At 33.8% G+C, this 22,728-nt stretch carries 22 protein-coding genes; 8 read left to right on the forward strand and 14 right to left on the reverse strand.

The genetic code is table 11. The features are described from left to right. The first annotated feature begins 78 nt into the window (after nt 1-78). Genes EXD82_RS05855 through EXD82_RS05865 form a run of 3 tightly spaced genes read left to right on the forward strand, consistent with a single transcriptional unit; the run spans nt 79 to nt 4,119 of the window. Entirely contained in the window at nt 79-1,266 is a 1,188-nt protein-coding gene (locus tag EXD82_RS05855) for a MalY/PatB family protein (protein ID WP_142535990.1), read from the forward strand. After that, complete coding sequence (locus EXD82_RS05860) at nt 1,259-2,998, forward strand: PTS sugar transporter subunit IIA (protein WP_142535991.1); 1,740 nt, start codon at nt 1,259-1,261, stop codon at nt 2,996-2,998. The genes EXD82_RS05855 and EXD82_RS05860 overlap by 8 nt, the downstream gene beginning before the upstream one ends. A gap of 14 nt (nt 2,999-3,012) precedes the next feature. Continuing rightward, complete coding sequence (locus EXD82_RS05865; RefSeq protein WP_142535992.1) at nt 3,013-4,119, forward strand: M20/M25/M40 family metallo-hydrolase; 1,107 nt, start codon at nt 3,013-3,015, stop codon at nt 4,117-4,119. Between the two features lie 52 nt (nt 4,120-4,171). Here EXD82_RS05865 and EXD82_RS05870 read toward each other — a convergent pair whose 3' ends face one another. From EXD82_RS05870 to EXD82_RS05900, 7 genes are all read right to left on the reverse strand, one after another. Continuing rightward, nucleotides 4,172-4,675, reverse strand: coding sequence for an SEC-C metal-binding domain-containing protein (locus tag EXD82_RS05870; RefSeq protein WP_142535993.1), 504 nt, complete (start codon nt 4,673-4,675; stop codon nt 4,172-4,174). A 67-nt stretch (nt 4,676-4,742) separates the two neighbouring features. Then, nucleotides 4,743-5,453 (reverse strand): peptide arginase family protein, encoded by a 711-nt coding sequence (locus EXD82_RS05875; protein ID WP_142535994.1) that lies wholly within the window; start codon nt 5,451-5,453, stop codon nt 4,743-4,745. A gap of 1 nt (nt 5,454) precedes the next feature. Further along, nucleotides 5,455-6,132: an RluA family pseudouridine synthase gene (locus EXD82_RS05880; RefSeq protein ID WP_142535995.1), complete on the reverse strand. Its 678-nt coding sequence runs from the start codon at nt 6,130-6,132 to the stop codon at nt 5,455-5,457. 2 nt (nt 6,133-6,134) lie between these two features. Next, a complete protein-coding gene (locus EXD82_RS05885) occupies nt 6,135-7,004 on the reverse strand; it encodes a class I SAM-dependent methyltransferase (protein WP_142535996.1) in 870 nt (289 codons plus the stop codon). 87 nt (nt 7,005-7,091) lie between these two features. Further along, complete coding sequence (gene pyrF, locus EXD82_RS05890; protein ID WP_142535997.1) at nt 7,092-7,808, reverse strand: orotidine-5'-phosphate decarboxylase; 717 nt, start codon at nt 7,806-7,808, stop codon at nt 7,092-7,094. A gap of 151 nt (nt 7,809-7,959) precedes the next feature. Beyond that, nucleotides 7,960-8,598: a DUF1847 domain-containing protein gene (locus EXD82_RS05895; RefSeq protein ID WP_142535998.1), complete on the reverse strand. Its 639-nt coding sequence runs from the start codon at nt 8,596-8,598 to the stop codon at nt 7,960-7,962. 24 nt (nt 8,599-8,622) lie between these two features. After that, entirely contained in the window at nt 8,623-9,510 is an 888-nt protein-coding gene (locus tag EXD82_RS05900; RefSeq protein WP_142535999.1) for a nitroreductase family protein, read from the reverse strand. Between the two features lie 131 nt (nt 9,511-9,641). On the opposite strand from EXD82_RS05900, the gene EXD82_RS05905 reads away from it, so the two are divergent. Then, a complete protein-coding gene (locus EXD82_RS05905; RefSeq protein ID WP_142536000.1) occupies nt 9,642-10,871 on the forward strand; it encodes an aminopeptidase in 1,230 nt (409 codons plus the stop codon). 258 nt (nt 10,872-11,129) lie between these two features. Here the strand turns inward: EXD82_RS05905 and EXD82_RS05910 are convergent, their stop codons facing one another. The 4 genes from EXD82_RS05910 to EXD82_RS05925 form a co-directional block, all read right to left on the reverse strand. Next, on the reverse strand, nt 11,130-13,508 hold the full coding sequence (locus EXD82_RS05910; RefSeq protein WP_142536001.1) for a homocysteine S-methyltransferase family protein: 2,379 nt from the start codon (nt 13,506-13,508) through the stop codon (nt 11,130-11,132). Continuing rightward, the gene (locus tag EXD82_RS05915) at nt 13,486-14,208 is read right to left on the reverse strand and encodes a vitamin B12 dependent-methionine synthase activation domain-containing protein (protein ID WP_142536002.1); all 723 of its coding nucleotides are present in this window, start codon (nt 14,206-14,208) and stop codon (nt 13,486-13,488) included. The genes EXD82_RS05910 and EXD82_RS05915 overlap by 23 nt, the downstream gene beginning before the upstream one ends. Next, nucleotides 14,198-14,653: an S-ribosylhomocysteine lyase gene (locus tag EXD82_RS05920; RefSeq protein ID WP_142536003.1), complete on the reverse strand. Its 456-nt coding sequence runs from the start codon at nt 14,651-14,653 to the stop codon at nt 14,198-14,200. The genes EXD82_RS05915 and EXD82_RS05920 overlap by 11 nt, the downstream gene beginning before the upstream one ends. 304 nt (nt 14,654-14,957) lie before the next feature. Further along, complete coding sequence (locus EXD82_RS05925; protein ID WP_174919175.1) at nt 14,958-15,458, reverse strand: YcxB family protein; 501 nt, start codon at nt 15,456-15,458, stop codon at nt 14,958-14,960. Between the two features lie 219 nt (nt 15,459-15,677). Between EXD82_RS05925 and EXD82_RS05930 the strand changes: the two genes are divergently transcribed. From EXD82_RS05930 to EXD82_RS05940, 3 genes are all read left to right on the forward strand, one after another. Beyond that, a complete protein-coding gene (locus EXD82_RS05930; RefSeq protein WP_142536005.1) occupies nt 15,678-16,229 on the forward strand; it encodes a shikimate kinase in 552 nt (183 codons plus the stop codon). 31 nt (nt 16,230-16,260) lie between these two features. Next, nucleotides 16,261-17,001, forward strand: coding sequence for a tRNA 2-thiocytidine biosynthesis TtcA family protein (locus tag EXD82_RS05935; RefSeq protein WP_142536006.1), 741 nt, complete (start codon nt 16,261-16,263; stop codon nt 16,999-17,001). Nucleotides 17,002-17,295: 294 nt separating this feature from the next. Next, on the forward strand, nt 17,296-17,628 hold the full coding sequence (locus EXD82_RS05940) for a hypothetical protein (protein ID WP_174919176.1): 333 nt from the start codon (nt 17,296-17,298) through the stop codon (nt 17,626-17,628). A 68-nt stretch (nt 17,629-17,696) separates the two neighbouring features. Here EXD82_RS05940 and pepT read toward each other — a convergent pair whose 3' ends face one another. From pepT to EXD82_RS05955, 3 genes are all read right to left on the reverse strand, one after another. Continuing rightward, nucleotides 17,697-18,923 carry a peptidase T gene (gene pepT / locus EXD82_RS05945; RefSeq protein WP_142536007.1) on the reverse strand — a complete coding sequence of 409 codons (1,227 nt, stop codon included), beginning with the start codon at nt 18,921-18,923 and terminating at the stop codon, nt 17,697-17,699. A 239-nt stretch (nt 18,924-19,162) separates the two neighbouring features. Next, on the reverse strand, nt 19,163-20,089 hold the full coding sequence (locus tag EXD82_RS05950; protein WP_142536008.1) for a SufB/SufD family protein: 927 nt from the start codon (nt 20,087-20,089) through the stop codon (nt 19,163-19,165). After that, nucleotides 20,082-20,822 (reverse strand): ABC transporter ATP-binding protein, encoded by a 741-nt coding sequence (locus EXD82_RS05955; RefSeq protein WP_142536009.1) that lies wholly within the window; start codon nt 20,820-20,822, stop codon nt 20,082-20,084. Before EXD82_RS05955 ends, EXD82_RS05950 begins: the two co-directional genes overlap by 8 nt. A gap of 409 nt (nt 20,823-21,231) precedes the next feature. Here EXD82_RS05955 and EXD82_RS05960 point away from each other — a divergent pair, with 409 nt between their 5' ends. After that, nucleotides 21,232-22,611 (forward strand): peptide MFS transporter, encoded by a 1,380-nt coding sequence (locus EXD82_RS05960; protein ID WP_142536010.1) that lies wholly within the window; start codon nt 21,232-21,234, stop codon nt 22,609-22,611. Nucleotides 22,612-22,728: the final 117 nt, after the last annotated feature.

The raw sequence follows: 22,728 nt of genomic DNA on the forward strand, positions 1-22,728 counted from the left end.
CTATACAAGTGTATCAATACGATACACTTGTTTCTTTATTCTTTTATAATCAATCTGTAATATGTGAGGTTTTTATTTATGAAACATGATTTCGATAAAATAATAGATAGAAAAGGAACTTTTTGTACTCAATGGGATTATATACAAGACAGATTCGGAGTTAGCGATCTTCTTCCATTTTCCATATCTGATACCGATTTTAGAGCACCCAAAGAAATTATTGATGATCTTCAAAAGGTTCTCGAGCACGGAATTTTCGGGTATACAAGATGGAATCATCACGAATTCAAAAGTAAAATAAAGAAACACTATGAAAAATCTTTTAGCACTGGCATAGATGAAAACCGGGTATTGTATAGTCCAAGTGTAATGTATAGTGTATCTGTACTTATTCGTATGTTAAGCAAAGAAGATGATTTAATATCAGTCTTCGATCCTATGTATGATGCATTTATAAATGTAATTAAAAAAAATAATAGAATAATAAATCCTATTCCTCTTGATTTTGATAATGATTATAAAATTGATTTTGATTATTTTGAAAAAAGTATTTCAAAAAGCAAAATACTACTTCTGTGTTCTCCACACAATCCAACCGGTAAAGTTTTTAGTAAAGAGGAGCTTGATAAAATAGTACTTCTATGTAAAAAATATAATGTTTTTATTATAAGCGATGAGATACACAGTGATATTGTACTTTGGGAAAATAGACATATTCCTATTCTAAAATACTACAACATATATAAAAATATTATTCTTGTAAACTCCGCTTCAAAGACATTTAATATCCCTGCACTGGGAGGCTCTTATTTACTGGTTCCATCTTCGGATATTAGAGAAGACTTTCTTATTCAGACAAGACAAAAGGATTTTGTAAATTCAGCGGCAATAATGGGTATGATTGCTACTATGAGTGCCTATGAAAAATGTGATTACTATATAGATGAACTTGTTTCTTATACAGAATCTAATATGATTCTTCTAAAAGAATTCTTTGAAACAGAATTTCCTTCTATTTCATTCAAAATGCCGCAATCTACTTATCTGGCATGGATAGATATGAGAAAAACAGGATTATCATCTGAAGAAATACAGAAACTTCTTGTTATTGATGGTAAAATAGGAATAATGTCAGGTGACGTGTATGGAGAAAACGGAACTGGATTCCTGAGAATGAATCTTGGGTGCCCAAGGAAAAAGTTACTTGATGGTATAGAAAAAATAAAATATGCCTTTAGAAATATAGAGGGTGATAAAGATGCTTAATGATAGACAATTGTCAATAATAGATCTTCTTTCAAAATCAGAAGTTCCTATATCTTCTGAAAATATTGCTGGAGTTGTTATGAAATCCAAAAGAACTATAATGAGGGATTTATCAACTATAAAGGAATTTCTCGAAAGCAATGATATAGGTCAGCTTATTGTGAATGTAAAAGGATCTGGATATAAAATAATAATAAATGATCGAAAAGCTTATAACAGTTTTATGGAAAAAATTATAAATGATGAGGAAGTAATTATTTTTGAACTTATAAATAATGATTATCTTACTATAGAAAAATTATCCGATATTCTGTATTTATCAAGAATAAGTGTTTCAGAAAAATTAAACCTTATAAAAGAGAAATATTCTTCTTTTATGAATATAGAGGTTTCAAATAAAGGTCACCATCTAAATGAATCAACAGAGAAAAAATGTTTTTTATTAAGTTCCCTTATAAGCGGAAATACAGGGTATTACTTGGATAAAATGAACATAACTTCTGCTGAATATGAAAAGTTATGCAATTGTATAGAACATAGTCCTGAGATAAAAGAGTATTTCCCAAACGTTATATCCTCAGATATAGCTGATTTGTTTATTTCATCTGTTGTATTTAAAGGGCAAAAGAATAAGGATACCAACACTGATTTTGAGCATATTTTTGAATATTGTGATATAGATTTCACTCCTGAAAATATAGCTACATTATCTTCAATATCGGACTATTGTATATCTGTAAATCTGAATCTTAATATATCTCAAATAGAAAATGTACTTTCTCTTATCGAAGCTGAAAATTCAATACGATTTGATAATCCAAAACTTGCTTCTCAGCTTTATCATCATCTTAAGAGAATTTTATGCTATCCAGCATATCTGAAAAATTACGAAGTTTATAATATATCTAATATCAAAGCACTTTATCCTTTTTCATTTGATCTTAGTATAATATTTATAAATTATATGGAAAAATTATATGGATATCAGATTCCAAACAGAGATTTAATCGGGCTTTATTTTACTGTTGGTATGGAGGATATGAGAAATCACAAACACAACATACTTATATACTCAAATATAAATTCTATTGCCAATATAAATAAGCAATTAATAGAATCCAGTGTTTCTAACTGTAATGTTGAGATAACAGATAGACTTGATTTAGATAGCATTAAATCATTTTCGATAATACTCAATGGTACATCAAAAGATATACATACAGATATACCGGTTTTTTCTGCACCGTATATTTTAAGCGAAAATGAAATTTCAAATATAAAAGAAAAACTTGAAAATATAAGTATAAATAGAAATATACAGTCTATATTTCCAAAGGAGTACAGCTTTACATATTCTGTTAAGCCTTCTCAGACATATAGAGATATCCTTTCAGATATATGTAGAAAGCTCTGTGACTGTAACGCTATAAATGCAGATGAGGCTTCACGTATACTTGAAAGAGAAGCTTCCGGTAATTCTCTGGTAATAAACAATTTTTCAATTCCTCACTGTATAAGTAAAAAAGAAAATTTTTGTATGTGTATATATATACATCTTGATAAAAATGTCACTGTAGAGGGCAACAATATTTCAGATATACTTATCACCATGATGAGTGCAAGTATGACTAAAAATATAAATATTTTTAAATACATATATAGATATCTAAATGAAAATAAAGAAAAACTTTTGGATATCTCTTCTTATGATGAATTTATAAAATATATATAGAAAGGTAATAAAAAATGGATATTTTATCTATATTTCTTGATCTTGTGAAGCTTTCATCTCCATCAAAAAATGAAAGATGTGTGGCTGATTATATAAAAAAATCTCTTTCGTATTATAAAGATTATCTCGATATATACGAAGATAATGCAGGAATACTTATCGATGGCAATTGCGGAAATATAATTGTCAAAATTGATGGACAAGGTGAACCAATAGCATTTGATGCCCATATGGACACTGTAGAACCCTGCAATGCTATAAATCCTATTATAAAAGACTCTATAATATATACCAATGGTAATTCTATACTAGGTGCCGATGATAAAAGTGGTATTGCTGTAATGATTTCAATAATCCACGAAATAATAGAAAAAAAATTGCCTCATCCACCACTTACTTTTGTATTTAGTGTATGTGAAGAAAAAAGTCTTCAGGGAGCAAAAAACTTGGATTTGAATATTTTTGAAGATCATAAATATGTATTTGTCCTTGATGGTGAGGGTGATGTTGGCTCAATGATTTTAAAAACACCGTATGGATGTAAAGGCACTCTAAAAGTTATTGGAAAGGAAGCTCATGCAGGAGTATGTCCCGAAAATGGTATAAATGCATTATGCGTTGCTTCAGAAGCTATAACATCACTTAATTTCGGGAGAATAAATGAAAATACAACTTCAAATATTGGAGTAATTTCTGGTGGAACTGCTACAAATGTTGTAATGGGTTCCGTTGAAATGAAATTTGAAGCAAGAAGTTATCTGAAAGATGAGCTTATTTCTCTTATAGAAAATGTAAAAAATACTTTTAAAGAAATATGTTTATCTAATGGTGCTTCCTTTGAAGAAGACCTTAAGTACGGAACTCCAGGATACAATATATCTGAAGATGATGAAATCGTAAAAGATTTCAAAAAAGCATGTTCTAATCTAAATTTAAAATTTAATCCGCTATCATGTGGTGGTGGATGTAATGCAAATGTATATAGAAAAAATGGAATAAATGCGGTAAATCTTGGACTGAATATGAAGAATGTTCACTCTACAAAAGAACATATTTCTATAGAAGATCTTGAGAAAGCAAAAGCATTGTGTCTTGAACTTATAAAAATTCTTTCAGATTAAAAAATGCTGCCCAATAATACTATTGGGCAGCATTAACTTTATACTTTAATAACTATGCGTTTTTACCGCAGCATTTTTTATATTTCTTTCCACTTCCACAAGGACATGGATCATTTCTTCCAACTTTGTTTTCTTTAACTACAGTCTTGCTTGTTTTGTACTTCTTAAGAAGTGCTTTTCTTGTATCTGCAGCAAGTATATCATTCCATCCCTCTAACTCATATAACCAGTTAGCTTCTGCTGCACACATGTTGTAGTATAATTTTTCCCAGTCTATTTTTAAAGATATAGCTTTATCAGCTTCTATAGCGTCAAGATCTATATCCTCCTGAAGACTTTCGCTTATTCCATCTATGAATCCCATGAAGTATTCAGCATTTGTTGAATATTTTTCAGCAAGTTCAGCTGGAGTTCCTTCTACAACCTGAGTTTTATTGTTTAATATTTCATTATATATATTTCTTTCTACTGATAAGTACTCTTTCCAGAACTCTATTTCAGCTTCCTGACTTTCATGATTTTCACTTAAATTTTTCCATGCTTCATATAATCCCATGATTTTTCCTCCTAATAATAATTATTTTATTTGCATTTCATCATGTTCCTGTTTCACGGTATAACTATTATATTATATCATAACTGAACAATTCTTTTAATACTTTTATGGCTTTATCCTGTTCTATAAAATATGGGCTCGTCGCTATCGTTATGACTGACGCTCCTTTTATCAGTTCCTGTATTCTGTCAAATCTATCTGCAAATGGTATATAGTCCATGTCTGTAGAGAATATATCAAGATCTATATCCAGAACATATTCTCCACTTACATTTTCCTTCAGGCTATAAGTACTATCCATTATTATAAGCTCCGAAAATATTTTCTTCTCCATAGCAGGTTTTATAAAGCTTCCTACATTCAAAACCTCATTTGTGTATCTAAATACATCGTCCATATCATCTGTATTTACATCGTAGTTTTCAGGAACTCTGGTATCCTTATGCTGGTCTACATGTACAAGAGTACATCCTCTTTTGAATAGATTCTGATGTAGTGCGTCGTTCCAGAAATAGAACGCATGGTTGTGATTGTCAAATATATACACTTTTTTTCCATCTTCTGTATCCCATTCAACCATTCTTTCAAGACCTTTTGCCTTTACTTCATTTCCATCATCGTCTATCTCATTGAATACCACTTTTTCTCCGATTTTCACATCGCAAAGCGTTCCTTCTATAAGTTCTGGAACGTATATACTTTTATTTTCTCTTTCCTCGTATGAAAATACATTATTTCCAAGAGGTCTGTCTATATAAAATCCTGTATAATGATTCATTTTACTTCACTCCCGAAAAAAGATTCCATGGATACTCATTCGGCGGCTCGCATACGAATTTCATTTTTTCCTTTGTTGTCGGATGTACAAGTTCTATTACATTTGACCATAGAGCTATCTGCTGACCGACTTTATTTACATTCTGACCGTATCTCTGATCTCCGTAAAGAGGATGATTTCTCGATGCAAACTGAACCCTTATCTGATGTGATCTTCCTGTTTTCAGATCTATTTTTACAAGGCTGAATCCATCTTTATTTCCTATAGTTTCGTAATACAGCTGAGAGAATTTACCCTCTTTGTGATTTTTTGATACTACGCTTACCATATTTGTCTTTTTATTTTTATAAAGATAATCCTCCAGCATATCCGATTTTCGCTTCATAGTTCCATGTATAACAGCTTTATACGATTTTTTGAATGTCTTGTTTCTTACCTGTTCAGAAAGCCTTGAGGCAGCCTTTGACGTCTTTGCAAACACCATTACACCGCCTACAGGTCTATCAAGTCTATGTACAAGTCCAAGATATACATTTCCCGGCTTGTTGTATTTTTCTTTTATGTATTTTTTTAGTAGATTGACCATATCATCGTCATTTGTATTGTCGCCCTGAGAAAGTATGTTCACAGGTTTTTCCACTACAAGAAGATGATTGTCCTCATAGATAACCTTAACCATTGTTATCTCTCCCATCTTCCAAATATACCACATGGAAGTATTTTACCATCTCTTGATGCCGGTATACCTACTTCTCCTCCGTATATTTTTCCACCTTTTACTTTTTTTCCTATCGTAGTTGAAAGCACGTTTTCAAGAACTATCGGTGAAAATCCTGTAGTATATGAATTTATAAGGAAGAATAGAGGATCATCAGATAATACGTCCATACAAAGCTTTACAAAGTCGAAAAGTTTGTCTTCTATTTTCCACACTTCACCCTTAGGCCCTCTTCCGTATGAAGGAGGGTCCATTATTATAGCGTCGTATTTTCTTCCTCTTCTTATTTCTCTTTCTACAAATTTTACAACATCGTCAACTATAAATCTCACTGTCTGATTCTGAAGTCCTGATGTTTCTATATTTTCCTTTGCCCATGTAACCATACCCTTGGCAGCGTCTACGTGGCATACCTCAGCTCCTGCTGATGCACATGCAACTGTAGCTCCACCAGTATATGCAAAAAGGTTAAGAACTCTTATAGGTCTTTTAGCTCCTTTTATTTTGTCTATCATCCAGTCCCAGTTTGCAGCCTGCTCAGGGAAAAGACCTGTATGTTTAAATCCTGTTGGCTTTATATTGAACTTAAGGTTTTTGTAGTTTATAACCCATTTTTCAGGATATCTTTTCTTGTGCTCCCAGTGTCCCCCACCTCTGTTACTTCTGTGGTAGTGTCCATGAGGATTTTTCCATAAAGCCCATTCTTTTTCCATTGGCCATACAACCTGTGGATCCGGTCTTCTAAGTACTATATCTCCCCATCTTTCAAGCTTTTCTCCGTTACCCATGTCTATAAGCTCGTAATCTTTCCAGTTATCTGCAAGTATAAGCATTTTTTATCTCCTTTTTCTTTTATAATCTATCTCTCTATAAAGTCAAAAAGCAGCCTGAATGCTGCTTTTGACCTCTATATTCTTTTATTATGCGTTTTCTATTTCTTTAACTATATCTATAGCAGCCTGTTTTGGATTCTCAGCCTTAGTTATAGGTCTTCCTACAACTATGTACTTAGCTCCTCTTCTTATTGCGTCTGCTGGAGTAACAACTCTCTTCTGATCTCCAACCTCAGCTGAAGCAGGTCTTATACCAGGGCATACTGTAACGAAATCATCTCCGCATACCTCTACTATCTTGTCAACTTCTCTTGCTGAACAAACTACACCGTCTATTCCTGATTTTTTTGCAAGAAGAGCTCTTTTTATAACAAGTTCCTCAGCAGTATAGCTGCATCCTATATCCTGAAGATCCTCGTTGCTTAGAGATGTAAGAACTGTAACACCTACTATAAGCGGTTTTTCTATGTTAAGTCTTTCAGCTTCTTCTTTTGCTATTTCAGCACACTGTCTCATTCCTTCAAAGTCAGAAACATGTATTGTCATAAGCCATACATTATCTCTTACAGCTGCCTTTACTGCACTTTTCATAGTGTTTGGTATATCGTGGAATTTAAGGTCAAGGAATACTTTTTTTCCTTTTTCCTTAAGGTAATCAAGAGTTTTTCCTCTTGTAGCAACATACTGCTCTAGACCTACCTTGAATATATCAACACTGTCCTCAAGGCTGTCTATAAGAACTTTAGCCTTGTCAAAATCATCAGTATCGATTGCAACTATAAGTTTTTCTTTTCCGTTTATCATATTCAGATATCTCCTTTATATATTTATTTTCTTATAAATTCCGCTCAGCGAAATCACTTTTTCGTACACAGAAAATCCTTATACTCTTGTAAACAGGCATAAGGATTTTATTATATCTATTATAATTGTTTTTTGTATATGATGTCAATTATTATTGCTCATCATCAGGTTTTAATCTTTCTTTGAAATATGAACCTGCATTGTATATCGCTGCTATCGGATTATGCCCTGTAACTCTGTCCTTTGCTACAAGAACTGTAACAGGCGCATCCATGTATTTTATGGCAAGTGTATCGTGTCCTACGCAAAGTCCAAACAGTATATTCAAATCTGTCTTTTCCTCATTCAAAAATAATGCCTGTCCTATAGGATTGCACATATTTTCTTCATCAGGTTCTCTGGATACGGTACACCCACTTTCTATACCTATTTCAGATTTTGGTATAGCTCCATTTTTACATGCTATGGATGCAACTTCAAATCCGTGACTTCTGAATATTTTCCGGGCTGTTTCAGCTTCATCAGAAAGACCGATACAGAATGCCAGACCAAGTTTTTTATATCCGCATTTTTTAGAAAACTCTATTATCTCTTTTATTCTGGTCCACTGACAGTACCCCTGAGCCTCTACTTCTGCCGCATTATGGGCAATCTTCATGTTATCCCCCTCGTGATAAAGAGCTCTTGCTTTTTCTCTCATTTCTTTATCTTTTGTAGGACAAACTTTCATCATTTTCTTCTCGTCGTTTGCATAACATCCCTGTCCTTTACATGATGCACAGTTATACATATAAACACCCCCTAAATAGGCATTCTACATTTCTTCCTGTATTTCCTCTTCTACATCCGCATTTGTTCTTTCTTCAACTGATATAAAATATTCTCTTCCACCGATTCTATTTCTAAGTTCCATATCTTTATATACTATATCTATATCATTTTCTCTACACGCTATATCCAGGTGTTTAAGTGCAATACCCATACTTATCGCACTCATATTTTTAAGCTGTGCCTTTCTTGGTACTTTTTCAAAAAAGTGTATATAATTACCCTCTTTTGATACATACCATGGCTGAGAGTTTTTAACAGACGGAGCTCTTCTTACAAGCTCCATTACATTTTCCCACTTTCCTGTCATTCCCTTTGATATCTTTGCAATCGGTTTTCTATCAGGTACTGCAAATCTTGTTCTGAAAAGAGGTTCTGACTTTATAGGCATACCAAATGCTATTATTGTACATGGTTCTCCTATATTTTCATCTATCTCCGCATCTTTCATCATTTCTGATACCTCAAAACCGCTTTCATCTCTTACAAACTCTCTTTCATCTTCCTCTGTCTGAAGGCAATCCAGAATATCCGCCTTTGTAAGATGTGAATCAAGCCAGCATGTTGCTATTCCAAGACTTGTCATATAAAGAACCACTTCCTCAAGCGCAAATCCTGCATTCTGAAGATGATTTTTCCCACCTTCTGATGTTACAACTATATAATGCGGCGCTTTTATTTTACATTCTTTTCCCATCAGGAAATGTATCAGATGTCCTTTATCTATTACGTGAGCTTTTATGTTTAAATCCTCATCTATATAACTTATATTATTACATGCTCTTCTTACATCTTCTATAAGATGCTCTTTTAATTTCTTATTTGAAAAAAATTCAGTTGTTTTTCTATAGTAAATGGCTTCACTTAGTTCCATGTGTTCCTCCTGTTTTATCTATCTCAATTATTTCAGCTATATCCTATTATACACAAAAATGTGTATATTATCTATTTGATGATATAATATTATTTATAATATAATTCTATCAGAAATGGAGGTTTAAAAAAATGGACTTTAAACGAAATCTAGAAAAATACGCCGAACTTTCGGTAAAAACAGGCATAAATGTACAGCCCGGAGAAACACTTCTTGTTCGCTCTCCTATCGAATGTGCAGATTTCACCAGAGCTGCTGTAAGATATGCATATGAATGCGGTGCAAAGCGAGTTCATGTAGAGTGGAGCGATGATGACTGTACGCTAAGCACATATAAACTTGCTCCTTCTGATTCATTCAATGAATATCCACAGTGGCAGGCCGACAAATATACATCAATTGCTGAAGAGGGCGGTTCTTTCCTTACTGTTTCAGCAACAGATCCCGATCTTCTTAAAGATGTAGATCCTCAGAGAATCGCTGATTTTCAGAAAGCTTCCGGAAAAGCTCTTAAAAAATGGCGCTCATATACTCTTACAGACAAGTGTAAATGGAGTATTGTTTCATGCCCTACAGAAAAATGGGCTCAGAAAGTATACCCAGATGAGACACCTGAAAACGCAGTGAAAATGCTTTGGGACGCTATTTTCAAATGCACAAGGGCCGACCTTGAAAATCCTGTTGAAGAATGGAAAAAACACAACCTATCTCTTAAAGAAAAAACTGATTTTCTGAACAACGCGGATTTCAAGGCTCTTCATTTCAAATCTGATAAGACAGATCTTGAAATAAAACTTCCAGATGGGCATATCTGGCAGAGCGGAAACGCATATGATCCTTCAGGTGTGGAGTTTACGCCTAATATTCCTACAGAGGAAATATACGGCATGCCACATAAATTTGGTGTAAACGGTACTGTCTTCAGTACAAAACCTCTTGTTTTTGGAGGAAATATAATAGACAATTTCTCAATAACATTCAAAGATGGAAAAATAATAGATTTCTCTGCTGAAAAGGGATTTGAAACACTTAAAAAACTTATAGAAACAGACGAGGGATCTCACTACATCGGTGAAGTTGCACTTGTTCCATTTAACTCTCCTATATCAGATACAAACACTGTATTTTTCAATACTCTTTTTGACGAAAATGCATCATGTCATCTTGCAATAGGAGCTGCATACAGAACCAATATAAAAGATGGTGAAAATATACCAGATAATATGCTTGATGAAAAAGGTGTAAACGATAGTATGGCTCATGTGGATTTTATGATTGGTTCTTCTGATATGAATATTACAGGTATAAAATCAGACGGCGAAACTGTCGATATATTTATAAATGGAAACTGGGCTTTCTAGGATACTTATCCACATATAGTTATCCACAAAAAATTTTATACACAGACTTATTCACAAAACAAAAAAGAAGCTGTCGCTATGCGACAGCCTCTTTTTAATGTTGACGATAAATTGATAAAATATTTCCATATAAAATCACACAAAGAATCACTCGCTACTTTAATCCTTTTATGCGACTTTTCTCCTGGTTATATTATATACAAAATATACATCTTAGTATACACTAAATCCAAAGATTTTTAAATACCTTTTTTTGATTTATAAATTTATTTTAGCGATTTCCACAGCAGATTTTGCGTCTTTTGAGTAATAATCCGCACCTATTTCCTTTGCATAATCCTCAGTAAGAACAGCTCCTCCGACAAATACCTTCACGTCAGGAAGTCTTGTTTTCAGCGCTTCTATTGTATCTTTCATACTCTGAACAGTTGTCGTCATAAGTGCACTAAGTCCTACAAGTTTTATATTTTCTTTTTCTGCTGTATCAACAACTTTTTCCACAGGAACATCCTTTCCAAGGTCTACAACTTCATAGCCATAGTTTTCAAGCATTATTTTTACTATGTTTTTTCCTATATCGTGGATATCCCCCTGAACTGTTGCGACTATTATTCTTCCCTTCGAAACTTTATCCCCAGTATTTTCTGATGCCAGTTTTTCCTTGATTACATTCAGAGATGCCTTTACAGCCTCGGCAGACTGTATCATCTGAGGAAGGAAAATTTCCCCTTTTTCGTATCTCTTTCCAACTTCGTCAAGTGCAGGTATCAGTATTTCGTCAAGTATATAATGCTCGTCGTGATTTTTAAGCATTTCAATTGTTTTCTCTTTTGCCTCGTCCTTTATTCCTCTTTCTACAAGAATATTCAGCGGTGTATCTCCTTTTGATTGAGAAGTGGTATTTTCCTGCTTCATTTCACTGTATCTTTTTATATATTCTGTACATCCGCTGTCTATATTTCTAAGGACCTTATAAGACATCATCGCTTCCATCATTCTCTCGTCATTTGGATTTATTATGGCAAGATCAAGTCCCGCTCCAAGTGCGAGAGTAAGGAATGCTGAATTCACTGCTCTTCTGTTTGGAAGCCCGAATGATATATTTGAAACTCCTAGAGTTGTTTTCACTCCAAGCTCTTTTACCATTTTTATGGCTCTCAATGTTTCGTATGCCTCTTCCTGCTGTGCAGATACTGTAAGAGAAAGACAATCGACTATTATATCTGACTTTCTTATTCCGTATGATTCTGCTCTATCTATTATTTTTTTTGCTATTTCAAATCTCTTTTCTGCTCTTTTCGGAATACCATCCTCATCAAGAGTAAGAGCTACAACACATGCTCCATATTTCCGTACAAGTGGAAGAATTTCATTCATAGACTCTTCTTTACCGTTTACAGAGTTTACAATTGTTCTTCCGTTGCAGTATCTAAGTCCTGCTTCAAGTGTATCCGGTTTTGATGAGTCTATCTGAACAGGAGTATCTGTGACAGACTGAACCTCTTTAAGTATAGTTACCATTGCGGCTTTTTCATCTATTCCTGGAAGTCCTGTATTTATTTCAAGAATATCAGCTCCACCGTTTACCTGCTCTATTGCAAGATTTACAGCATAATCGGTATTATTTGCTTTTAGGGCTTCTTTAAATGCCTTTCTTCCTGTAGGATTTATTCTTTCACCTACTACAAGCGGCTGATCCATCATTACAACCTTTGATGGAGAACATACTGCAGGTATGTATTTTTTATGTCTTTTCTTTATTTTTATGGAATCTATGTTATCCGATATTTTTCTTATATAATCAGGATTTGTTCCACAGCATCCACCTATTATCTTGGCACCTGTTTCGACAAATTTTTCTACTCCTCTGTAGTAGTCTTCTATATCTATATCGTATACTGCCTTTCCGTCTACCATAGATGGAAGTCCTGCATTTGCCTGTACCATAACCGGTATATCAGAAACAGCTGCTATCTTTTCAACTATAGGAAGAATCTGAACAGGTCCCAAAGAACAGTTCACTCCAACTGCATCTACACCAAGTCCCTGAATTGTATATACCATACTTTCTGGAAGACATCCTGTAAAACTTCTTCCACTTTCGTCAAATGTCATAGTCGCAAATACAGGAAGATCTGAATTTTCCTTTGCTGCAAGTACAGCTGCCTTTATTTCATAAAGGTCCATCATAGTCTCTACAACTATGACATCCACACCTGCTTTTACTCCCCGGACAACCTGTCTTTTGAATATTTCATATGCTCTATCAAAACTTACAGTTCCCATAGGTTCAAGCATTTCACCTATAGGTCCTATATCAAGTGCAATGTATTTTTCCTTCTGTGAAGATGATTTTTCCATAGCCTCTCTTGCTCTTTTTACGGCATTTTCTATTATCATCTCAACTGTATATCCTTCTGGAAGTTTAAGTTCATTACATCCGAAAGTACATGTAAGTACGACATTACTTCCCGCATCAAAATACTGTTTATGTATATCAACTAGTTTTTCCGGATTATTATAAGCAAATACTTCCGGATTTTCACCTGTTTTAAGTCCTTTGTTCTGAAGCATTGTTCCCATAGCTCCATCAAATATAAGAACTTTGTCCTGTTTAAGATATTCCCTGATTTCCACAGCAAAATCCCCCGCTTTCTCTTCTATATACACATGTGCTGTAGCATCTGCATTCTTTACATGATTTTTTACTGCTTTTTATATCTCCGGTTTCATCCGGATTGTATATCCCTATAACTGCAGCAACCGACTTTCTCGGTATCATTATTCCACTGCTGTTTATAGTTATTCCGGCTCTTTTCTGAGCCTGAAGTACATTCAGAATTTCTGTATTTCTGTATATCGGAAGATCTCCATATCCGGGGCTGTACCTCATAGTTATCTTCATTCCTGATTTTGAGATATTGTTTTCTATCTCAGCCTGTACTATATCGCATACTTCCTCTATTGCAGTTGTCGCACATGAATCCATTATCAGACTTTCTGAAAGGTTCGAATACTCTCTTTTTCTGATTTCTCTTTCTATATCGACCCCTATTGTAGCTGCAAGAAGAATACACTCCCTGCATCCTCTCAGGAGTTTTTTTATATCCTTTCCATCGAGAACAAGATTTGTTCCCTTTATTTCAACTCCATGTTCATGTATTTCTATAGGATATTTTTCATATACAGCTCTTGGTGTAATTACAGATTTCGTCTTTTCCCTTATCCTGTCTATAGAATCAGAAAAATCATCCTCGAGTTTCTGGCCTCGATAGCATAAATATCTCAGAACCTCTTCTCTGTCTATTTCAGGATTTATATATTCATTATTCGCCATATATGTTTAAAGAGAATCCCTCTTCAAGGGCTTTCTTTGCGTATTCCTTTGCTCCAAATAGAGAAAGGTCTCTGTAGTTTCCACATTCAACTGCTGTTGCAGCTGGTATTTCATCTGTATCAAGAACCATTTCAAGTGCTTTTTCAAGTCCCTCTTTTACGTATGCAGGCTCAACATCTCCCCACATTATAAGATAATATCCTGTTCTGCATCCCATTGGTGAAAGGTCTATTATATTGTCCATAGTCTCTCTAAGATATGTAGCAAGAAGATGCTCTAGTCCGTGAAGAGCAGCAGTTCCAAAAGCCTCCACGTTTGGCTGTAAAAATCTAAGGTCAAATTTTGTAACCTTGTCCCCTTTTTCTCCATCTAAAACACAACATTTTCTTACATAAGGTGCCTTTACTTTTGTATGATCCAGTTTAAAACTTTCCACTTTTTCCATTTTTATATCCTCTACTTTCATATATTTATATTTTTTCTGTATTTTGAAGACTTTAAGTCTGATACATTTTCGGATTTATATATAAAAAAACTCCCCTTATCTATGCGATAGATAAGAAGAGCATAAAATCCTTTTTACTTATCGCTGTTAGCAGGACCACCTTTCAGGTTGGTATCAGGATCATTGAGCTAACTCTCTCCCCCGATTCTTGATAAGAATTAAACTGATATATATTATATATTATATTTATATTTTTGTAAACAGGAACGGCTATGTATAACTCAGATATATCTGTATTTTCTGATTATTTAACATTGATACATTTTTCTTTTATAAATTCCATAAAGTCATCTATATCAGAGCACTCAAAACCGTTCTTTGACAGTATAACTCCGCTGTTGCTCCCCATATAAAGAACTATACTTGTTTTCATATCTATTATTTTTCTTATCTGAGTATAATCCACTGTCATTGTAAGCTCTCCCTCTTTCATATATATTCTATCTGAGAATTTTACAATTGTTTCCTTCTGCTCACCCTTATGCATCGTATATATGTTTCTTTTAAGCTCTCTTTTTGTCAGCTTTGGGGCAAAAACAAGAGTTGCTGCAACTATAAATATAACTGCACCGTATATTCCAGTAAACAGAATATTTCCTCTGACAATACTCCATGCAAAAACTGCAATTCCTGCAATAAGTATTATTATCCCATATATTATTGTTTTTTTCATAAGAACACCATATACGTATTCGTTCATCATTTTGTCTGAAAATCTGTATCTGTTTTCAAATATTGTATCCATTGCCTGTCCTCCTTTTTCTTTTTTTATCATTATATACGTATATTATTAACAGCATTATAATGTTATTCTTAAAATTTATTTATATTTAACTTTTTCATTTTTATTTTATTCGCGCTGATAATATGGTATATTAGATTGGTTACAGAAAACGAAGAAAATTTCCATGTTTTCTTTGATATAATTGAGGTATAAATATTATTTAAAGAGGCGATTTACACTATGAAAAACAGATTCAGGTGCTTAAAGAATAAAAATATTGTCCTTATAGGATTTATGGGATCTGGCAAAACGACGATTTCAGACTATCTTTCAAAAGCCATGGGAAGAAAAAAAATAGATACAGATATACTCATTAAAAAAAGAGAAAAATGCAGTATAATCGAGATATTTGAGAATTACGGAGAGGAATATTTCAGAAACCTGGAGTCAGAGGTTGTATCCGAGATATCAGATATGAAAAACTGTATAATCTCCTGTGGCGGTGGAACTGTACTGAGGCATGAAAACGTTGAAAATCTGAAAAAAAATGGAATCATCGTTCTTTTATCGGCAAAACCAAAGACTGTTCTTATAAGGGTAAAAAATTCAGACTCAAGACCTATTTTGAACGGAAATATGAACGAACATTTTATAAAAGAACTTATGGACAAAAGAAGTTTTTCATATATGAGTGTAGCTGATATAGTAGTAGATACCGACAATAAGTCTATAATATCTATTTCAGACGAAATAATCGATAAAGCTGCAATATTTGCGTCATCAGAAAAATAGAATTTATCACGAGAGAAAGGAAGTGAAATATTTGAAGAATATTCTTCAGAAACTTTTAAGCAAATCGAGAAAAGCAATACAGGACTTTAATCTTATACAGGATGGGGATAAAATAGCTGTAGGTCTTTCAGGTGGAAAGGACAGTATGGCACTTTTACACATACTGAAAAGCTATCAGAGATTTTCTCCTGAGAAATTTGAACTTATAGCGATATGCCTTCAGATGGGCGGTGTAGACAACTCGTCTCTTCACGAACTTTGTAAAGAACTAGATGTAGAACTTCACGAAATACCTACAGACATCAAAGAAGTAGTATTCGATATAAGAAAAGAGAAAAATCCATGTTCTCTATGTGCAAAAATGAGAAGAGGTGCGCTGAACGATCACGCTGTCAGACTTGGATGCAATAAAGTAGCCCTTGGTCATCATAAAGACGATGCACTTGAAACTCTTCTTATGTCTATGTTCTACGAAGGAAGAGTCAGCTCATTCTCTCCAAAGTCTTATCTGGACAGAACCGGTATAACTGTTATAAGACCTATGATATATGTCGAAGAATACATGATTATAAAAGCCGCTGAGGAGATGAACTTCAAGATTGTTAAAAATCCATGCCCGGCAGACGGAAATACTAAAAGACAGTATATAAAAGAACTTATCGTCCGCATGCAGGATGAAATGCCTGATTTCAAGAAAAATATATTTATAGCTCTTAATAACCCTGAACAGGCATTTTTATGGGATAAAGAAAAAATCAGTAAAGTAAAATAGAACAATTTGCGAAATGCTGCCTGATTGACAATACGTCGATTAGGCAGTATTTTTATATCAGCTGATTTTCTAATCTTTTGTAAATTTTACTTATAAATAATAATTTTATTTTCATGTAATATAACTCTGCAATCTCCAATACCATACATATTCTTTTGCGTTAAGAATTTCTTAAGAAGGATTACAGTATTGTCTTATTTACACTTTTATATTTTATATTTTGATGAAATCCTGTATCATATTAGACAAACATTCGAATGTAAAAAATCTATTTTGATATTAAGGGGGATTTCAATGAAGAAATTTATATTTCCATGCATAATAGCAGTATTTGTAATTGCGGTTTTCTCTTATACTTATATTCAAAAAACACATACATTCACACTTAAAGAAAGTGAAACTATTATAAAATCAGAACAGATACAACCTCTTCTAGGGACTGTAAAAGTAAGCGGCGATGCAGATACTGATGTGGTATTTACTGATATTAAAACAGGTAAAAAGTACACAGTCGGATATATTACATCTGGAACATCAGAAAAAATCAAATTAAAAAGAGGTAATTGGTATACGGTTACCGGCAGAGGAAATCTTACCATAAGTCCTGTAAATGTTAGAATTGAATAAACTTGTTATAAAAAATATAAATTAAAGGCTGCAGATTAAATTCTACAGCCTTTTCATATACTATTTAATTAAGCTCTTTCAGCAAATTTCTCAGCTATTCTTACAACAACCTCAGCTGCCTTAACCATTGATCTTATTGGAAGACATTCGTTTTTACTGTGGAAGTTAAGTCCACCTGTGAATATATTTGGACAAGGAAGTCCCATGAAAGATAATTTAGATCCATCTGTACCACCTCTTATAGGTACTATTATTGGCTCTACTCCCTGATCTTTCATAGCTTCTGTAGCTATATCAACTATATGCATTACAGATTTTAATTTTTCTTCCATGTTGTAGTACTGATCTTTTATTTCAACAGTTACTCTTCCATCGTATTTTTCAGATATAGCTTTTATCTGAGCTGCGAAGAATTCTTTTCTTTCTTCGAATTTAGCTTTATTATGGTCTCTTATAAGATATACCATTTTTGCTTCTTCAACAGATCCGCTTAATTCGTTTATATGATAGAATCCTTCATATCCTTCTGTAGTTTCAGGTCTTTCGCTTTCTGGGAATAATTCCATTACTTTACCTGCTATATATAAAGCGTTTACCATTTTGTTCTTTGCAGAACCTGGATGAACGTTTTTACCTTTTATTGTAACTACTGCAGATGCTGCACTGAAAGTTTCGTAGTTTAATTCACCTTCTACACCACCATCTAGTGTATAAGCGTATTTTGCTCCGAATTTTTCAACGTCGAATTTATCTGCTCCTCTACCTATTTCCTCGTCAGGAGTGAATCCAACTTTTATGTCTCCGTGTTTTATTTCAGGATGAGCTATAAGGTATTCCATAGCTGTCATTATAGCAGCTATACCAGCTTTATCGTCTCCTCCAAGAAGAGTAGTACCATCAGTTACTATTATATCTTCTCCAACAAATCTCTTTAATTCTGGAGTTTCAGCAACTGTTGTTACAACACCTAGTTCTTCATTTAAAACTATATCATTTCCATCGTAGTTTTCTATTATTCTTGGATTTACATTAGTTCCTGAAACATCTTCGTTAGTATCCATATGAGATATGAATCCTATTGTTTCAACACCTTCAGTATTTCCTTTTAATGTAGCCATTAAGTATCCATTTTCATCTAAAGATACATCTGTAAGACCTAGTTCTTTTAATTCAGCCTCAAGTACTCTTGCAAGGTCAAACTGTATAGCAGTTGATGGGCAAGTTGGACTTGTAGAATCTGATGTAGTATCGATTTTTACATATCTAAGTAATCTTTCTAAAACTTTGTCTTTCATAATTTGAATACACCTTCCATCTGATAAAATAAATATCGGCTTCTGATTTTCAGAAAACCTTCTCTAGGTATAAGTATAACAATTATTTTCTATAAATACAATTAAAAAAACTGTATTTTCCGAAAATATTACATATTTTTTAAGTCTATATTGAAATTCGGTGTTTTATATTTAGACGAAAAAAAGGCCATGCTGTTATTTTTAACATACATAGCCGTATAATATATTTTTCAATTAATCTATTTAAGGAAACAGTTTAGTATCTGCTGTTCAGCTTCTTCTGCTGTAAGTCCAAGAGTCATAAGTTTAAGAATCTGATCTCCTGCGATTTTTCCTATAGCTGCCTCGTGTACAAGCATAGCATCCGGATGTTCCGCCGCTATTTCAGGAATTGATCTTATTTTTGCATCTCCCATAAGTATAGAGTCGCACTGAACGTGAGCTGTACACTGCTCCTCACCTATTACTCTAGGGTTAAACACCTGTACAGAGTTGTCCTGCCCTACAGTTCTTGATATAACCTGAGCAGATGATCCCTCACCTTTAAGAACAACCTCCATATTTGACTCCGCAAACTGATTGTCGTGAGTAAGAAGTCTTTCAAGGATAACTATTTTTGCATTTTTGCCAAGAGTTGCATCAAGGTCTCTCTTTGTAGAGTCTACACCTTTTATCTGAACAGTTTCCATTTCGCAGTATGAATCCTCTTCCATCTCAACTATTGTAACAGGGTTCAGTATTCTTTTTCCTGCTCCCTCTGTTCCTTCACCGTAGTGTTTCTCTGTGTATTTTAATTTTGCACCTTTTTTAAGTATAAATTTGTGTACACCGTCGTGCTGGCTGTCATGGCTTCCGCAGTTGTGTATACCACATCCTGCAACTATTGTAACCTCAGCTCCTTCACCTATTATAAAGTCGTTGTACACCTTGTCTTTTACACCTGATTCTGTAACTATTACAGGTATATGTACATCTTCCGGTTTTGAACCAGGTTTAACTATTATATCTATACCCGGCTTGTCAGTCTTAGGTATTATAGCGACGTCTTCTGTAGATTTTCTTTCTATTCCCTCGCCGTTTCTTCTTATATTGAAAGCTCCCATAAGTGGTTTTCCCATTCTCATGTCGGCTACTTCTTTTAAAAGATTAAGTTCTATATTATTCATTGAAAAGCTCCTTTCCCTGTATAGCACATACAGTTCCATTTACCTGGTTTAATATAGAAGGAAGAACTTCTTCCTTTGTTCCCATAGTTTTTATTTTTCCGTTTTCAAGAACGATTATTTTGTCCGCAAGTTCAAGTATTCTTTCCTGATGTGAGATTATTATTATTGTATGGTTTTTCTCTTTGTGCATTTTCTGGAAAGTTTCATTTAGTTTTGCAAAACTCCATAAATCTATTCCAGCTTCAGGTTCGTCGAATATTGCTATTTTCAGGTCTCTTGCAAGTATTGTAGCTATCTCTATTCTCTTCATCTCACCACCAGAAAGTGAGTTATCCACCTCTCTTGAAAGGTATTCCTTTGGACATAGCCCTACATCTGCAAGATACTGACAGCATTCCTCTTCAGGAAGATCCCCTTTGTGTGCTATTTTAAGAAGGTCTTCAACAGTCATACCTTTTATTCTAGGCGGCTGCTGGAACGCATATCCTATTCCCATATTAGCTCTTTCTGTTATATTTTTATCTGTTATATCCTCTCCATCAAATAGTATCTGACCTTCAGACAGTTCTGAAATTCCCATTATAAGTTTGGCAAGAGTTGATTTTCCTCCTCCGTTTGGACCAGTTATAACATAAAATCCTCCTTCTTCAAAGGAAATACTAAGGTCATCTATTATTGTTCTACTTTCCCCATTTTCCTCTACTTTGAAGGATATATTGTTTAATTCAAGCATATTAAACTCCTCCTATCGATAACTCTGTTACTACACAATTGTATACATTACATATTATAACAGTATTTGAATACTCTAACATCATTTCTTTATAAGATTTTTACTAAACAGGCAATTTTTTATAATTATCGTATTATACAATTTTTTGAATTTTTTTATTTTTTAGTAGTATATATCAGAAAATAGTTTGTTTTTTAAATAACAAAATATAGTTCGCTTCCTTCCGAATATTACATTTCGTTTAATTAGTTTTTTCTATTTTTTCTTTAATAAGTATTGATTTTTTGTTTAAAGTTAATATATAATAAGATGGTCTTGGGGCAGGATACCGTTTTTGTACTTTATTTTTTAAATATGGTTTTCAAACTGTCTCATACAAAATATATGTAATTAATACGGAGGTTTTTTAATGGGAAATAATACTTCAGTTAAACACCCAAAAGGACTTTATGTCTGCAGTCTTACTTTCACATTTGAAAGATTTGCATACTATGGTTCTAAATCGCTATTATTATTATTCTTAGCCGAAGTTGTTCTTAACGGAGGACTTGGTGTTTCAGCTGCAGATGCAGCTATAATAGGTTCAAACCTTATAGCCTTTACTTATCTTGCACCTGTTATAGGTGGTATAATATCAGACAGATGGTTAGGAGCAAGATACTGTGTTGTTATAGGTGCTCTTATAATGGCTGCAGGTTGGTTTATAGGATACTTTGCAACTTCAGTTATGTATGTACATGCTCTTGTTGCTGTTGTTTCTATAGGTACAGGTCTTTTCAAAGGTCAGCTTAATGCTCTTGTTGGAGAGCTTTATGATGACAACAGCCGTAAAGACTCTGCATACTCTATATTATATTCTTTCGTTAACATAGGTTCTTTCTTTGGTTCTCTTATAATGGGATTCCTTTATGCAAATACTTTTGCAACTGTTGTTGACGGACATGTAGTATTCGGATTCAGACAGTGTTTCGCTGTTTCTGGTGCAATGATGCTTGTATGTGCTGCTTTCTTCTTCTTTGGATGGAGATTTTTAGGAGATGCAGGTAAATTACCTCAGAGCAGATTAGGTGGATCTGAGCATCACGAGGTTTCTAAAGAGGATGCTAACAGACCTCTTACTCCAGCTGAGAAAAAAAGAACTACAGCGATAATAATAATATCTGCTTTCACTATAATATTCTGGACATTCTACTATCAGGCTTCTACTTCAGTTCTATTATACATGCAGAATTTTGTTAATATGAACGTAGGAAGCTTTGCAGTTCCTCCAGTATGGATAGAAACTACTTTCAATGCATTATTATGTATACTTCTTGGACCTGTTATGGCCGCTATATGGACTAAGCTAGCAAACAGACCTCAGGGAGACTTATCAATGCTTCAGAAAGTTGCTCTTGGATTTATATTCCTTGGAGCTGGTTTCGTATTCATGGTTGGTGCTGAAATGTCAAGAGGTGCAAGCCTTGATCCATCAATCAAAGCTTCTGTTGCTTGGTTATTCGGATTTATAGCATTCCAGTCTCTTGGAGAAATGTGCTTCTCACCACTAGGAAACTCAATGGTATCTAAGCACGCTCCTGCTAAATACTTAACTGTATTAATGGGAGTTTGGACACTTGCCACTTTCGCAGCTTCTAAAGCATCTGGATACGTTCAGGGTATAATGGATAAAATGGGTATGTTACAGGTATTCATAGCTATACCAGTTATACTTATAATATCTGCAGTACTACTTCTTGCATTAAACAAAAAACTTACAACTATGCTTGAAGCTTCAGATGAAAACTAGTATTAATCAGTAAAATTCTTGTTTTGTGCTCATCTAAAGATTTTTGACTGATATAATGATAATATATAGGATTGTATAATCCAATTGCTGAAAAATAAAGCGAGGCAGTTTTCTGCC

Origin of the sequence: Peptacetobacter hominis (genome assembly GCF_006861675.1) — a bacterium.
Lineage (GTDB): Bacteria > Bacillota > Clostridia > Peptostreptococcales > Peptostreptococcaceae > Peptacetobacter > Peptacetobacter hominis.